The 15,151-nt window shown below is 35.9% G+C and carries 13 protein-coding genes; 7 read left to right on the top strand and 6 right to left on the bottom strand.

Annotation, left to right across the window (positions count from 1 at the left end; all coding sequences use genetic code 11):
• Positions 1–109 precede the first annotated feature (109 nt).
• Positions 110–667 (top strand): sigma-70 family RNA polymerase sigma factor, encoded by a 558-nt coding sequence (locus tag JNL75_01525; protein MBL7788495.1) that lies wholly within the window; start codon positions 110–112, stop codon positions 665–667.
• 81 nt (positions 668–748) lie between these two features.
• Positions 749–1,810 carry a tRNA preQ1(34) S-adenosylmethionine ribosyltransferase-isomerase QueA gene (gene queA / locus JNL75_01520; protein ID MBL7788494.1) on the top strand — a complete coding sequence of 354 codons (1,062 nt, stop codon included), beginning with the start codon at positions 749–751 and terminating at the stop codon, positions 1,808–1,810.
• 3 nt (positions 1,811–1,813) lie between these two features.
• On the opposite strand, the gene JNL75_01515 is transcribed toward queA, so the two are convergent.
• Genes JNL75_01515 through JNL75_01495 form a run of 5 tightly spaced genes read right to left on the bottom strand, consistent with a single transcriptional unit; the run spans position 1,814 to position 6,592 of the window.
• Positions 1,814–3,067, bottom strand: a complete 1,254-nt coding sequence (locus JNL75_01515) for a hypothetical protein (protein MBL7788493.1) — start codon at positions 3,065–3,067, stop codon at positions 1,814–1,816.
• A gap of 44 nt (positions 3,068–3,111) precedes the next feature.
• Positions 3,112–3,681, bottom strand: coding sequence for a thioredoxin family protein (locus tag JNL75_01510; GenBank protein MBL7788492.1), 570 nt, complete (start codon positions 3,679–3,681; stop codon positions 3,112–3,114).
• Positions 3,675–4,376, bottom strand: a complete 702-nt coding sequence (locus JNL75_01505) for a ribonuclease H-like domain-containing protein (protein ID MBL7788491.1) — start codon at positions 4,374–4,376, stop codon at positions 3,675–3,677. The genes JNL75_01510 and JNL75_01505 overlap by 7 nt, the downstream gene beginning before the upstream one ends.
• 42 nt (positions 4,377–4,418) lie before the next feature.
• Positions 4,419–5,672, bottom strand: coding sequence for a replication-associated recombination protein A (locus JNL75_01500; GenBank protein MBL7788490.1), 1,254 nt, complete (start codon positions 5,670–5,672; stop codon positions 4,419–4,421).
• Positions 5,672–6,592: a DMT family transporter gene (locus tag JNL75_01495; protein MBL7788489.1), complete on the bottom strand. Its 921-nt coding sequence runs from the start codon at positions 6,590–6,592 to the stop codon at positions 5,672–5,674. The genes JNL75_01500 and JNL75_01495 overlap by 1 nt, the downstream gene beginning before the upstream one ends.
• 40 nt (positions 6,593–6,632) lie before the next feature.
• Here JNL75_01495 and JNL75_01490 point away from each other — a divergent pair, with 40 nt between their 5' ends.
• Positions 6,633–7,898 carry an aminotransferase class V-fold PLP-dependent enzyme gene (locus tag JNL75_01490; GenBank protein ID MBL7788488.1) on the top strand — a complete coding sequence of 422 codons (1,266 nt, stop codon included), beginning with the start codon at positions 6,633–6,635 and terminating at the stop codon, positions 7,896–7,898.
• Between the two features lie 53 nt (positions 7,899–7,951).
• Here the strand turns inward: JNL75_01490 and JNL75_01485 are convergent, their stop codons facing one another.
• Positions 7,952–8,389 carry an Hsp20/alpha crystallin family protein gene (locus JNL75_01485; protein ID MBL7788487.1) on the bottom strand — a complete coding sequence of 146 codons (438 nt, stop codon included), beginning with the start codon at positions 8,387–8,389 and terminating at the stop codon, positions 7,952–7,954.
• A gap of 292 nt (positions 8,390–8,681) precedes the next feature.
• On the opposite strand from JNL75_01485, the gene JNL75_01480 reads away from it, so the two are divergent.
• The 4 genes from JNL75_01480 to JNL75_01465 all read left to right on the top strand — a co-directional run bounded on the left by JNL75_01480 (position 8,682) and on the right by JNL75_01465 (position 15,140).
• Positions 8,682–9,887 carry an aminotransferase class I/II-fold pyridoxal phosphate-dependent enzyme gene (locus JNL75_01480; GenBank protein ID MBL7788486.1) on the top strand — a complete coding sequence of 402 codons (1,206 nt, stop codon included), beginning with the start codon at positions 8,682–8,684 and terminating at the stop codon, positions 9,885–9,887.
• Positions 9,888–9,897: 10 nt separating this feature from the next.
• Positions 9,898–11,988 (top strand): T9SS type A sorting domain-containing protein, encoded by a 2,091-nt coding sequence (locus tag JNL75_01475; protein MBL7788485.1) that lies wholly within the window; start codon positions 9,898–9,900, stop codon positions 11,986–11,988.
• Positions 11,963–13,621 (top strand): hypothetical protein, encoded by a 1,659-nt coding sequence (locus JNL75_01470; GenBank protein ID MBL7788484.1) that lies wholly within the window; start codon positions 11,963–11,965, stop codon positions 13,619–13,621. The genes JNL75_01475 and JNL75_01470 overlap by 26 nt, the downstream gene beginning before the upstream one ends.
• A gap of 91 nt (positions 13,622–13,712) precedes the next feature.
• A complete protein-coding gene (locus tag JNL75_01465; GenBank protein ID MBL7788483.1) occupies positions 13,713–15,140 on the top strand; it encodes a TlpA family protein disulfide reductase in 1,428 nt (475 codons plus the stop codon).
• The last annotated feature ends 11 nt before the right edge of the window (positions 15,141–15,151 follow it).

Genomic DNA, 15,151 nt, shown 5'->3' with positions numbered 1-15,151 from the left:
GTGATTGTAAAATTTAAAATAAGAAAATTGCCTATGGTTTAGAACCTCTACTCATAAAATTATTTATTCACTTTCTAAAAAACGTTTGAGTATGAGAACCAAGGTAGCAATGCAGGATATTGATCTTATCCACCAATACATTAGCGGAGATGATACCGCCTTTGAAGCACTTTTCTTAAAGCACAAAGACAAAGTTTACACGTCCATTTATATCATAGTTAAAGACCACGAGGTGGCCGATGATATATTTCAAGATACCTTTATAAAAGTCTTGCATAAGCTTAAAGAGGAAAAGTATGCTGAAGAAGGAAAATTTATACCATGGGTTATGCGTATAGCACATAACCTGTGTATGGATCACTTTCGTAAGAATCAAAAGGAAAAAATCGTTGCAAACGATAATCCAGAGTATGATATTTTAGATAATGTCTCCATTGAGGAATCATACAAGGAAGATCAGATTATAAGCGATGAAGAATCTATTGATATATCAAAATACCTTGAACTATTGCCCGATGAACAACGAGAAATAATAGTATTTCGACATTATTATGATTATAGCTTTAAAGAAATAGCCGATATGACGGGTACGAATATCAATACCGCTCTTGGTCGTATGCGTTATGCATTAATTAATTTGCGCAAGCTAATTAAGAAAGGGAAGTAGCGCTATTAATTATATTGATAGGCAGTAGTCCTAAACAATTTTTTGACTAACAATTTTTAATTTAAATAGCTTTGGCTATTTATGAACCAGCACCCTTTAAGCCAATTTGACTATCCAATAAATGAAACTAATATCGGCAGGCATCCTGCTGAACCTAGAGATGAGGCAAACTTATTCGTATATAACACGAAGACAGATGAGGTGATTTTTGATAAATTTTATAACCTCACCGAGTACTTACCAGAAAATAGTTTGATGGTGATGAATAATACTGGGGTCATTCCCGCTAGAGTTTTTTTCATAAAGGACACGGGTGGAAAAGTTGAAGGATTAGTTTTACTCAATGAAGGAATACAAGCCGATGGGACAATAGCTACCATCGTAAATAAAAAAGTAATTCCAGGCAGAGTGCTTATACTTGAGAATTACGAATTCGAGATAGTGAGGCAGAATCAACAGTATTTTTATTTAAAACCAAAATTTAATGTTGAGCTATTGCCAGAATTGCTAGTAAAATATGGCACTACGCCTACACCAAAATATCTTGGCAAATTAGATATGGATGAAAACACACTAAGAAATCGTTATCAAACTATCTATGCTAATGAAATGAAATCTGTGGCAGCACCTACGGCATCATTGCATTTTACACAGAGAGTATTCGACAAAATGATAAAAAAGAATATAGAAAAAGCAGAAGTGACTTTGCATGTGGGTATGGGCACATTTGCTGAGGTATCGGAAGAAAATATTACAAATAGAAAACTACACACAGAACCTATTTCTATCCCAGAAACCACTATAGTCAAAATAAGACAAGCTAAAGATAAAAGGCGTCCAGTAATTGCCGTTGGGACAACTGCCATAAGAACGCTCGAATCTCAACAAGAATCATTATTAGACGTAGATTATAGCAGTAATATTTTAACTAGCACCGATCTCTTCATCATGCCAGGCTTTCAGTTTAAAATAGCGGATATATTAATTACAAATTTTCATGTGCCAAAGTCGAGCCTTATGGCTCTGGTGCAGGCGTTTTTAGAGCAAAAAAAAGCAAAAAGTGACCTTGTAAGCCTATATAAAATAGCTTTGGAAAATGATTTTAAATTTTATTCGTTTGGGGATAGCATGCTCATACTTTAACCATTACCATCTCCCTATATTCAGTAAATATTCTGTTTTTGTGAGATTCATAGCTCCAATGTTTCCCTTATGAATATGATAGGTCCACCATATATTAAAGTAGACGGAAAAAAGAAAGTACAAGACAAAGACTATTTTAGTGTAAGTTTTTTGTAATGACTTTTCTATTAATGTGGCTAAAGGAAACGCCAATAAAGGAAAATACTGAATCATGGCGCGACCGGAGTACCACCCATAGTCTACACCATCCCAAGCCGCTATAATGTAGTGAGAAATAAATATGAGGGCAAGAATTGTCCATCGCTCTCTCCCATTACGAACATAATATAGCAATCCTATATATGCTAATATCATACTAGGGCTATATGCGAGAAAACCAGATTTCGGGCTAAAGAAGTATGAAAAAAAGTGTGGTCTTAGCCAAGAAAAACCTTGATTCTGATAAGGATAAACCACCCATTCTCCAAGAACATATTGCCAATAGCTCATTTGCAATGCAGCAAATAATATGAAGGGAATAATAGCTATAAGTACCCATTTTATTTTTGAAATCCAGAACGAAACTCGATGTTTAAAGTCGGTAAGATTATTTACACCCCACAATAAGGGGATGAGAATACAAATGATATCTGTCGGTCGGATAATAGTGGCAAAGCCACATAAAATAGAAAGGGATATACATTTGTAAAAACTAGGAGATGCATAAAAATTTATAGATAGATAAATGATTAAAGTGTATAAAAAGAATAAAAATGGATTCGCCTGTGCTTGGTCAATAGAGAGGTAGTTGAGAAGAGGGCTGCCAGCAAGAGTAAAAACTAATAAAATCCCCGTTGTCTTATCACTAAAATATTGTAATAAGATTTTTCTTAAAAATAATAGCGCTATCAGAGAATAGCAAAACATACCTAAGCCTATGCATACCTGATAAGGGTAGGAAAAGCCATCAGATGGATATAACTGAGAGCAAACGTTATAGATATGAGCTAAGAAAAAAAATGGAGCCATGGCAATTGCTTGACCATAGGTATATTGCATAATTCGGCCAGTAGTATGGTTGTATAAGCGAGCTTGTTCAAAATGGGGTGTAGGAGAGTATTTTTCACCTATTTCAGTTTGAAATTTACACTCTTTTAAATCGCCATAAATAAAAATTGCAGGTAAATACATATAGTAACCTGATACATCCCACGACAAGGTTGCTTCGCTACCGCCTTTGTTCCATTTTGGATAAAAAAAAGAACCAGTATAAAACATTATGAGATAGCATAATGTGAGACATATTAGTGAAAACCGATGGTTTATTTGATTAAATCTAACCATTCTAATTGTATGTTTTCAGTTAACTCACTTTTATAAAAATCAGATAATGCCTTTGATTTTACACCATAATTTTCCTCCTTGATGGGCTCTAAAATTTCTTTTGCCTTTTGAGAGCGAGGCCCCCAGCGAAATACTTCCGTTTGATTCTCATCGAGCGCAAAAACTATGGGAATAGATTTGGAACCATTAGTGAGAAAGAGATTCATTAAGTCTTCATTTTTATCTCTTGGATATATTTTTATTTCAATATCGGGTTTTATTATAGTTATGCCTCGCAGTAATGGCAAAATAATGCAAGCATCTAAACACCAAGGCTCGGTTATGAGATGAATGCTTGAAAAAACAGATTTTTGAATGGCATTGAAAAACTTTTTGTTTATAGTAATATTAGATTGAATATAGCTACCCAGCTGATTATTCTTTTCTATGTATGGATGCATATCCACGGCATATTCTTTATTATCTTTATCATGAATCACATGGCGAATGATCGTTTCATATTCGCTTAATGATAAGGCTCGAGAATTTTCTAATACAGATGCTAACATACCATTTGAATTTTATCAGAGGAAATTAAATCTTGTTGGTGGAAGGCACGAAATAGCTGAATAACCGCCACTACATCGTTTTGACAGTACTCGACGATTCTATTTATATCATTCTCATACCAATATACACGACCTACTTGGCTACCATCTATATCTGCTTTAGGAGTAGGAATATTAAAAATGGTAGTGAGTGTTTCTAAGGAAGTATAATTTTTATAGTCGCCAAACTTCCACAACTGAAGCGTATCAATCAGTTCTACCTCCCAAGGTTTCTTATCTTGAAAATCAAGAAGACTTGGTATAGAAATTCTATTGATAAGAAATCTACGACATAGATATGGGATATCGAATTCTTTGATATTATGGCCGCAGAACACATAGTTCTTTTTCAAATTATTGCAGAAAGTTTTAAAATCTTCCAGCAGTATTTTTTCATTTTCTCCAGCAAATGATTTAATTCGATAAGCATCGCTCGCCTTATTGTAGTATCCAATAGAGATGCAAATTATTTTACCATACTCAGCAAAGATAGCAGCTTTGGATTCGTAGGAAGCTTCTAGGCTAAGGGAATTTAAATATTCATTTTTCTCATATTTTTTCTCCCAAATTTTTCGAACTTCAATGGGAGCATCTTCAAATTTTTTATATTGAGATACAGTCTCAATATCTATAAATAGTATGTTGTCCGATTTCATGGTTTTCAATTTAGAATAAAAATAGCAATTTCGAATACAAGCTTATAGATATTTTTTTGGCCACCACTTTTTAAGCAATTGCAGTATTTCGTTTTCACGAGGATTTTTATTAGGATGATAAATTACCTCATTCTTGATTTTTTCGGGGAGAAAGTCTTGCTCAATAAAATTTCCTTCATAGTTATGGGCATATTGATAATTCTTTCCATAGTCGAGTTCTTTCATAAGTTTTGAGGGTGCGTTTCTCAGATGCAATGGGACAGGAAGATCTCCAGTTTCTCTTATCAATTTTTGTGCAGCCTTCAGAGCCATATAGGATGCATTGCTCTTAATCGAAGTGGCAAGATATACAACAGTATGTGCAAGATTGATACTGCATTCCGGGTAACCTATTTTAGTCACTGCTTCGAAACATGCATTCGCAAGTAATAGCGCATTAGGATTAGCCATGCCGATATCCTCAGAAGCAAATATAATCATACGACGAGCTATAAATTTGGGGTCTTCTCCTCCATCGATCATTCGGGTCATCCAATAAACAGCTGCATTAGGATCAGAACCACGCATAGACTTAATAAAAGCGCTTATGATGTCGTAATGAAACTCGCCATTTTTATCGTATTTGGCACTATTGCCCTGTGCTAATCTTTCAACCAATTCATTGGAAATAATAATCTTCCCACTATCGGCGCTTTGAAACATAAGCTCGATAAGACCTAGTAATTTTCTAGCATCACCACCAGAGTGTCTTAGCAGAGCATCCCATTCTTTTACGATAATTTCTTTTTGTGATAGCAGTATATCTCTTGTTATGGCGTTTAAGGCAATGGCCTTTAATGCATCGATACCCAATTCTTCTAACACATAGGTTTTACAACGACTCAGAAGTGCTCGATTCACCTCAAACGACGGATTTTCTGTCGTAGCTCCTATTAGTAAAATTCGACCTTCTTCTACTGCTTTTAATAATGAATCTTGTTGCGATTTATTGAAGCGATGAATTTCATCAATAAACAAAAGCACCTTCCCTAACTCATAACTTTTATCAATAACGTCTCTTATATCTTTAACTCCGGCGCTTATCGCTGATAGGGAATAAAATGGCAATTCTAACTCATGAGATATTAAATAAGCGAGAGTTGTTTTTCCCACGCCAGGATTTCCCCAAAAAATAAGTGAGGGACAATTTTTTTGTTTTAAAAACCCACTAAGTACACCTGTTTCGGAAATAAGCTTTTCCTGACCGATATAGTCTTCTAGTCTATTCGGACGCATGCGTTCAGCTAAGGGTGGTATTATTTCTTTACTTTTTTCCATTTTGCAATAAGGAGGGGTAAAAATACAGAGAACAAGATCAAAATGACGCCAGTATAAAATTGTAAATTAAATCCTTCGTGCTCCTGAAACAAAATGGCAGCGAAAATCAAACCATATATAGGTTCTAGATTGACAGTTAGCGTAATTATGAAAGGCTCCAGTTTTTTTAACGCATAGATAGAAAGTAAAAAAGGGACATTAGTGCAGATAAAACTAAGAATTAGTATATAAAAAACATCTGAGGAAGGAATTTTTTGAAGAAAACCAAAACTGGAAAAGAAAAATATGTATAGAAATAAACATAAACCTCCAGAGAGCATTTCTATAAAGGACAAAACTCCTGGTTCGGTATCATTCGACATTTTGCCATTCATTATAGTGAAGACTGAGGCCAATAGACTTGATAAAACCCCATAAAAAATAGCCCATTCATAGCGACTGGGAGTGTCTAGACTGAATTCTTGAATCTTGTTCCCATTAGCAATAAAACACATGCCAACAATAGCGATGACACTTATCAATATTTTTTGGAGAGAAATGGTTTTTGAAATTCTGGCAACATATTCTAACCAAATAACAAACATAGGACTTATACCTAGACAAACTAAGGCAATGGATGAAGAATTATATTCTTTAATAGATTGGTAAAAACATAACCAATGTAAACAGATAATAGCTCCGATGCCAATGAGTTTTATAAACTGATAGCGTGTAAGTTTTTTCAAATGAACTCTTGTCATGGGCAATATCAAAAAACCGAAGGCCGCTAGAAACATTCGAATAAAAACTAGTCTCAGCGTATCCATAGAGATTAATTTTCCAAGGATAGCGGTAAACCCCCACAAGAAAACAGCTAAGTGGATTTGAAATACAGGATGATAAAATATTCGAAGATTCACGCTAGAGTTATAATTTTGTAAAAGTATAAAAAACCAACCTATGAATCGCAAACAGTTTATTACAACACTAGGACTAGGCGCAGCAGCTATGCCTGGCCTATTAGAGGCAGAAATAAAACTAAAAACTAGGGCGAATACTTTTCCTACCAAAGACTGGGAACAAATAAGGAAACAATTTCCAGTGCTTAAAAAGCGCACCTATATGAATAATGGCACTATGGGAATAACCCCCATACCCGTATTAAAGGCTTTAGAAGAGGCATTCGAATATGTGGCAAATGAGGGGTATTATTCATCAGATGTAGAAAGTTTAAGAAAGCGATTAGCACCAATAGTAGGAGCAGACTATACCACATTAGCGATAACCAAGAATGTCACAGAAGGAATCAACATAGCATGCTGGGGACAAGAACTAAAGGCAGGAGATGAAGTATTGATGACGAAACATGAACATGTAGGAGGCTGCACAGCTTGGTTATATCGGGCGAAAACAGAAGGGATAAAAATAAGGACCTTTGAGTTGGGCAAAACGGCGGAAGCTACACTAATCAATTTTAAAAAAGCAATATCCCCTAAAACAAAAGTGATTGCGGTTCCGCATATTCCCTGCACCATAGGTCAAATTTTGCCCGTAAAGGAAATGTGTGCCGAGGCAAGAAGGCTAAATATCACTTCCATTATAGATGGTGCGCACCCTTTAGGGATGTTGAAATTCAATATATCAGAAATCGACTGTGATTACTATGCAGGCTGTCTTCACAAATGGCTTTTAGCGCCATTAGGGTTGGGATTTGTTTATATCAGAAAAGAGAAATTAGAACAGACCAAGGTTCACAATGTGGGGGCTTATAGCGTCCCGAATTTCGATATGACAGCCAATAACTTGACATCTGAAGATCTAGTTCCAACGGCTCAAAGATTTAGTACGGGAACATTCTGTGCTCCCCTATATGCTGCCGCAGAAACTGCTATTGATTGGTACCAAGCTATAGGTATAGAACGAATCGAAAAGCGAGTAAAAGAACTATCACTTTTTACGCAAGAAGAGTTAGAAAAGTTTAAAAATCATATTGAAATATTATCACCTAAAGAAGATGTTTCACGAGGTGCGCAGACTACCTTTCAATTCAAGAATAAAAACGGACCAGATTTCCTCAAATTCGCTTCATCGACTAAAGATGCATTTGTTTTAAGGCATGTTCATGAAGCAAAATTAGACGCCATAAGAGTTTCAACGCACTATTATAACGATTTTAGCCAAATAGAACGACTAATGGGATGTATAGCTGAGTATATAAAAAAATAACCACAAACCTCTCCTTTTATGACTAGAAAGGTTTGTGGTATAATGAAATCAGCCTAATTAATCGCTATTTCCTTGGTTACCTTTACTGCTTTTTCCTTTTTCGGAAGCAATATTTTGAGTTCGCCGTTTTCGTATTTGGCATCGATCTGATCGGTCTCTACCGTATCGGGAATAGTAAATGAACGCGAAAAAGAACTGTAGCTATACTCTCTACGAGTAAATTTACCTTCTTCTTTTTCTTCTTTTTCGGATTTCTGCTCTGAAGATATAGTCAGCACATTATGATTAAGCGCTATTTTAAAATCTTCTTTTTTGAGACCAGGAGCTGCTATACTCACAGTAAAATCTTTCTCGTTATCTTTGATGTTCACTGCTGGTATAGATGTACCAACTGCTACTTTATCAAAATAACTGTCATCAAACCAATCTTTGAAAAAGGAGTTAAAACTTGGTGTCATTTTGTTGTCGTTTTGCCATTTTAAGAGTGTCATAATTTTTAAATTTTAATTGTTAATGAAATATTTCTAGCATCACCATTAACCGGTATCAAGTGAATACAATATTTTAACTTTCAACTGTTATACCACATCCCAATAAGTCATTTTTGCTGACGCTAAGTCATGGTTGATAAGACATTAAGGCATTGATAACCAATAAACACCTGAATTTTCTGTCATAATTTCCATTTGAACCCCAAAAATTCTAAGCTACAATAATTTAGTCTCTTTAGGTTTATTTACTATATTTGTAAACTACAGGCGATTTTAACCAATGAATCAAGCAATGCATACGAAGAAGTTATTTGAGAAGTGTTATAATTTCACACGGGCAGATGAAGTAAAGAAGGCAGGAATATATCCTTATTTTAACCCAATAGAAGATAGCGAAGGCCCTTTGGTTCATATGAACGGCAAACAGGTCGTCATGGCTGGGTCTAATAATTATTTGGGATTAACCTCGCACCCGAAAGTGAAAGAAGCTGCCATAGCCGCCATCAATAAATATGGTACAAGCTGTTCGGGGTCTCGATATTTGACAGGAACGATAGATTTACATAACGAGCTAGAGACTAAGCTTGCAAAATTTGTTGGAAAAGAAGCGGCTCTTTTATTTAGTACAGGCTATCAGGCTGGACAGGGCGTTATAGCGCCATTAGTAGGAAGACACGATTATATTATCAGTGACAAGGATAATCACGCCTCTATTCAGACTTCTAATATGCTAGCCAAAGGAACTTTTGGCACTGAAATACTCCGTTACCACCACAACGACATGGTAGACCTTGAAAAGCGTCTCAATCAGATCAAGGATAAAGATGTCGCTAAATTTATTGTCACGGATGGTGTATTTTCTACCTTCGGCGATATTCCAGACTTGCCTAAAATAGTGGAACTCGCCAAAGCCCATGGTGCGCAACTTTTAGTGGACGATGCGCATGCCTTTGGTGTAATAGGCAAGGGTGGACGTGGTACAGCGAGCGAATTTGGACTGGACAATGAGGTTGATTTGATTGTATGTACATTTTCTAAAACATTGGCTTCACTCGGAGGCTTTGTAGCTGGCGAGGAGCGTGTTATCAATTATTTAAAACATCATTCTCCGGCGTTGATATTTAGTGCTTCGCCTACACCTGCTTCGGTAGCAGCGGCGCTTGCAGCACTGGATATTTTGATAGAGCAGCCTGAGCTCGTGAAGCAACTCAATGACAACGCCGATTATGTAAGACAAGGTCTTATAGGTATGGGTTATAATGTATTTCCATCGCGCACTGCGATTGTCTCTATCATCATTGGCAATGATGTCAAGGGATTTGAATTATGGAAAGGTCTCTATGATGCAGGTGTATTCGTCAATGTATTCGTGCCACCTGCCGCCCCTCCAGGCATGTCTATGATGCGCAATAGCTTTATGGCTAGCCATCGTAAAGAACATCTTGATGTGATATTGGATAAATATCAGGAGATAGGAAAGCGATTAGAGATTATTTAAATTTAATAACATGTTTGAAAAGAAAATTTTTTCTGGAATTGTGTCTGTATTCCTCTGCACTGCTTTATGGGCAGGTGATGGAGACACTACCAAAATCAATTTTTTCAAAAAATATGACCTTCAGCAGTGGAAAGGCAGCTGGCACCACAAGAAATTAGATTATCTAGACCCAAATAAAAATTTTAAACGAGCTTATCTAGTTCTAGAGTTAGGCTGTGCCAGCTATGGATGCTGCGTATGGGATTATGGCTTTCATGCCTATATCGGCAAGCCACTGGAAGGACATGACACCTTAAAATTTAGCAAAAAAGACACAGTAACATGGAATTCTGTAACGGTGGTTTTAGACTCTCTATGGATTACGCGAAAAACCAGTAATGTAGAAGTGGCAAGCCTCATTACGCCTTATGGCACCTATATGCGTGCAGGTTCTAACGGATTTACTAATAACTGGACACATCCTTATATCTTCGATGTCACTGATTACCTTCCTTTGATGAAAGATAGTTTTGCTCTAGTTATCGAGTCTGGTGGCTATGATGGCAAAAAGGGCTTCAACCTTACGGCTGATTTGATATTGATAGAAGGGAATATTCCGAATGCTCCCAAGCGGGTTATCAACGCTTATTACAAAGGAGTTAGTTATAAAAATGAAGTACAAATAGACACAGTAATCAAGCCATATAAATTTAAGCTATCTAGTGACGAAAAGCAAGCAAAATTTCGCACTATTGTGACTGGACACAATCAGGACGGAGAGTTTAGTCCTATCGAATATTATGTGGTAATTAATGGACAAGAAGTATTTTCAAAACGACTTTGGCGTAATGACTGCGACAAAACACATGTTCAGCCGCAAGGGGGTACATGGATTTTTAGTCGATGTAATTGGTGCCCTGGAGAAAAGGTTATTGATTTTGAAATAGACCTGACCCCAAATTTAAAATTTGCGGATAGCAATGAAATTAAAATTTCATTTCGAAATATGGAAACGACAAGCTCTAACATCCAAGCTAGCTATGCCATAGCCGGGAATATTATCACCTTTACCAATAAAAGTCCGTCAGACCTTTCTATCATAGATGTCATAGCACCGAGCAAGGATAAAACGTATTTTCTGCATAATCCATTATGCCAAGGACCAATTGTGAAAATTAGAAATGAAGGAACTAAGACAGCGAAGGAAGCCTATATTGATTACTGGGTAGATGGCAATAATAAGACAACATATGTATGGAAAGGAAATTTGCGACCTGAGCAAACTGAAATTGTGAATTTACCAGCGTTTCCATGGACGAATGTCAATTATTCTTCGCCAATATTTTTCGCAGCATTGCAAAAAACGACAGACAATATGGTTGTTTGGAATGATACTATTACCTCAAAGTTTGATATTCCCACCGTTTTTTCAGCACAGAAATTGAAATTTGAAATTAAAACCACCAATGATAATAAAGTCAATACGCTGAAGGTATATGACGAACTGAACCAAGAAGTCATGTCTAAAACTTATAACGGAGATAATAAAACCTATTCGGATACCATAACATTGCCTGATGGCTGTTATCGAATGGAATTGGTGGACTATGATGATAGACTAGAATGTGGCGATGGTCTCAATTTTTGGTGGTCCACGCAACAGCTATCAAAATCTTCTGGAAGTTTTACCATACGCAATGCGAATTCTAATGCTGTTTTGAAGACCTTCAATGCAGACTTTGGTGGAAAAATTAGCTTCCAGTTTACTTTAAATAATCTCAAAATAGGAGAGTATACAACTAAATCCAATTATGATTATCGGGCATTTAAATTTCCCGATATTATCAAAACTCAAATAGCAGCAGCCAGCGATGATTTTTCTTGGCATTTGAGTCCCAACCCTTCCTCGACTGGTATGCTGAGAATAGAGACAACCGCTGTGGGGCAGGCTATTTTGGGAGTTAAAGTCTTTAACCTAAACGGACAAATAGTTTATAACAGAGAAAAAACAGGAATTTCACCGAATGAAGAGTTGAACTTAAGTCATCTACCTAAAGGAACATATATCGTTCGAGTCAATATCAATGGGAGAGAAGATGAAAAGAAGTGGATATATAGATAAGATATTATTCATAGTTTTTCTATCTTTCTTTTCTTGTGCCATACAAGCTGCAAAAGACACGACCAAAATCATTTTCTTTCAAGACTCTAATATCCAGCAATTTCGTGGAGTCGAATGGCATCGGATAGCTCAAAAAATTCCAAAAGGAAATTATATCAAAGCTATACTGCAAGTGGATTTGGGGTGTGCCACCTATGGTTGTTGTGCTTGGGACTATACCTATCGCGGCTTTTTCTCAAAAAAATTAAACGATACGAGCTTTCAGGATATCGAAGTAGCGCGACTCATTACGCCATATAGCTCGTTTATGCGCAAAGGTAGATATGGCTATGATTCTACCTGGGTACATCCCTATGTTTATGATGTCACGGACTATTTACCTTTACTTAAAAATGATTCTATTTTCTACAGCGCCCTCACCGGTGGCTGGGACGACAAAGGAAAGTTTGGATTTAAACATACCGTAACGCTATATCTTATCAAAGGCGATACGCTGCGCAATCCAGTGCGAGTTATTCCTGCGTTTCAAGACAACTATCGCTACTATGATTCAGCGCAAATGGATAGTGTTATTCAGCCTTTTAAGTTCAGATTAAGAAAAGGAGAAAACTACGCAAAACTGCGAACTATAGTTACTGGACATGACCAAGAAGGCGAATTTTCGCCAATATATTTCTATGTGAAACTGAATGGAAAGCAGATTTATGAGAAGCGATTATGGAAAACCGATTGTGACAAAAACCCAATACAGCCGCAATCTGGCACTTGGATATTTTCACGCACAAACTGGTGTCCGGGTGAGAAGGTGAATGAAATAGAAGTGCATTTGCCGAATGTATCTAGCAATGAAGACAATGAAATAGAAATTGTTTTTGGTAAAATACAGACTGAAAGTAAAAAAATTAATGCGCTCTATTCCGTAGAATCGCATATCATAACCTATGGATACAAAGATTCCTTTGATGTATCGCTGGTTGATATTGTATCTCCAAGCACAAATCCAAACTATCGAATGTATAATCCGTCGTGTTCGGAAGTCAGGTTCAATGTGAGAAATGAAGGAACAGAGGAAGCGAATAAAATAGTAGTTGTGGGTGAAGATAATCAAGGTTTAGAATTTAGAGCCAATTATGACATTAGTCTATTACCTTATCATTCAGAACAATTGACTTTCTCATTGGTGCGTCCAATTACTTATCTAAAGTTAATTCTTGAAGAGAATAAACAAAACAAGAATAGAACTAATGATATATTATTATCTAATGGAAGGGAAGCATCTATTTTGCATGCAACAAACATAGTCTTTGAAATAACAACTACGAACGATAGCTCCAATAATGTGCTCGTTTTGCGAAATGCAGGAGGTGATACAATTCTTAATAGGAGGTATTTCAATAATAATACAACTTATAGAGACACCTTTCATTTAGCTCCAAATTGTTATCATTTAGAGCTTTTCGATTACGACAAAAACTATGAATGTGGCGATGGGTTGAGCTTTTGGTATTCTAGCCGCGTGATGAAAAAGACATCCGGTATTTTTAAAATCTATGACGCCAGCTCAGGTAGATTGTTGAAAGTATTTAATCCAGACTTTGGAGGTAAAATTAACTATGAGTTTCGAGTAGAATAGATTAACTGAAGTTTGTTAAGTAGATAAAAAACTAGCCATGTAATCATCAAATTTTTTATAGTTTTATCCGTTTAGAAAGAGACGAAAACCTATGATACGATATATCCTAACCATAAGCATCGCCATTTGTTTAAACTATTTACAATCGCAGAATGTGCGAATTTATGGCAACGTAATTGATGATGTCGACTATAGTACTGTGATACTCTCACCATCTGTGGCTTCCAAACTTTTAGACTCGAAAATAGAAACCTCTCCTAAGAAGGGCTATTTTGAATTTAACATTATTGTTCCTAACGCCTGCTTTTATAGATTATATTATAAATCGAAAAGGATAAATCTTTTCGTAAAGCCAGGAGCCAATATACAAATGACGATTGAAAATGCAAAAGAACAGAATTTCGTTATATTCTATGAAAACTTAGTGCAAGAGAATACAATGTTGCAATTAGAAACCACTCCGTACCTAGGTAATAAAAGTGATCGGCAATTATTTCGAAGTGCTGCTCAACAAGGAATCGAGTCTTATTTTAAGGAGGTGGACCAGCTAAAGAAAGCAAGACAAATAGAGTGGGATGCTATGACAGAAGAAGTTAATCTCGATGCTGACTTTATAGATTTATATCAGCGAAATTATATCGAAATGGCTTCATATTTATATAAATATTATTATCCCAAATATCTAGGATATTCTCAGGATTCTTTTGTAGTCAGCGAGGAGAACTATTTAGGATTTTATAAAGATATGCCGAATTCTTATGAATACTATTTTTGTCCATTATATTTTGAGAACAAAATGAATATCATAAAGGGTAAGGTAAATGTGAACAATAAGTCAAAAATTCTAAAAAATAGCATGGATGATCTAGAGCTCTTTAAAGGCTATATAGGTGAGGCAGGTTTAGTAAAAGAAGATTACGTAAGAGGTATACTTATCGAAAATCTTATAGGAGAATGGGTTAATAGTTTTGGAAGAACCTCGGATCTAAAAGAAGAAGTTGTAAAGTACATAGAACAAGTAGAGGATGTTGATAGGAAGAATAGTTTGAAGAAGCGACTGGTCAATCTGGCTCAGTATGAAACAGGGCAACCTGCGCCAAATTTTAGTTTTGAAGATTATTCTGAAAACAAAAGAAATTCAAGGGAACTGCTGGGCAAGATAGTTTATGTAATCGTATGGTCAAGTACAAATCCTCAAAGTATGAGCGAATGGACAGCTATTAAAGAAGTTTACGCTAAGTATAAAGATAATCAAGAATTAGTTTTCTTATTTTTGTCTATAGATGATAGTAAAGAAGCTTGGGGAAAAACCATTCGTGAACAAAAGTTATTTGAAGAAATACATGCTATCTCTTTTCCACACGGATATAATTCAGATTTTGCAAGAAAATATGCCATCCAATCCTTACCTTCATCTATTTTAATAGATAAAAGCGGAAATATAATTTCGAATAGAGTACCTAGACCAAGTCAACCTGAGAAACTCATTCCATTATTGAATAAACTTCTTGGTTTGTAGACTTAATTGAG

Source organism: Chitinophagales bacterium, from assembly GCA_016787225.1.
Classification (GTDB): domain Bacteria; phylum Bacteroidota; class Bacteroidia; order Chitinophagales; family JADJOU01; genus CHPMRC01.
The sequence above is the reverse complement of the archived record's forward strand: the minus strand, read 5'-3'. Positions and strand labels throughout refer to the sequence as shown.

Excerpts from the sequence above, each read along its gene's own strand:
- JNL75_01515 (MBL7788493.1), bottom strand. The coding sequence starts at position 3,067 with ATGTTTTATACTGGTTCTTTTTTTTATCCAAAATGGAACAAAGGCGGT.
- JNL75_01505 (MBL7788491.1), bottom strand. The coding sequence starts at position 4,376 with ATGAAATCGGACAACATACTATTTATAGATATTGAGACTGTATCTCAA.
- queA (MBL7788494.1), top strand. The coding sequence starts at position 749 with ATGAACCAGCACCCTTTAAGCCAATTTGACTATCCAATAAATGAAACT.
- JNL75_01510 (MBL7788492.1), bottom strand. The coding sequence starts at position 3,681 with ATGTTAGCATCTGTATTAGAAAATTCTCGAGCCTTATCATTAAGCGAA.
- JNL75_01490 (MBL7788488.1), top strand. The coding sequence starts at position 6,633 with ATGAATCGCAAACAGTTTATTACAACACTAGGACTAGGCGCAGCAGCT.
- JNL75_01525 (MBL7788495.1), top strand. The coding sequence starts at position 110 with ATGCAGGATATTGATCTTATCCACCAATACATTAGCGGAGATGATACC.
- JNL75_01475 (MBL7788485.1), top strand. The coding sequence starts at position 9,898 with ATGTTTGAAAAGAAAATTTTTTCTGGAATTGTGTCTGTATTCCTCTGC.
- JNL75_01470 (MBL7788484.1), top strand. The coding sequence starts at position 11,963 with ATGAAAAGAAGTGGATATATAGATAAGATATTATTCATAGTTTTTCTA.
- JNL75_01485 (MBL7788487.1), bottom strand. The coding sequence starts at position 8,389 with ATGACACTCTTAAAATGGCAAAACGACAACAAAATGACACCAAGTTTT.
- JNL75_01465 (MBL7788483.1), top strand. The coding sequence starts at position 13,713 with ATGATACGATATATCCTAACCATAAGCATCGCCATTTGTTTAAACTAT.
- JNL75_01480 (MBL7788486.1), top strand. The coding sequence starts at position 8,682 with ATGCATACGAAGAAGTTATTTGAGAAGTGTTATAATTTCACACGGGCA.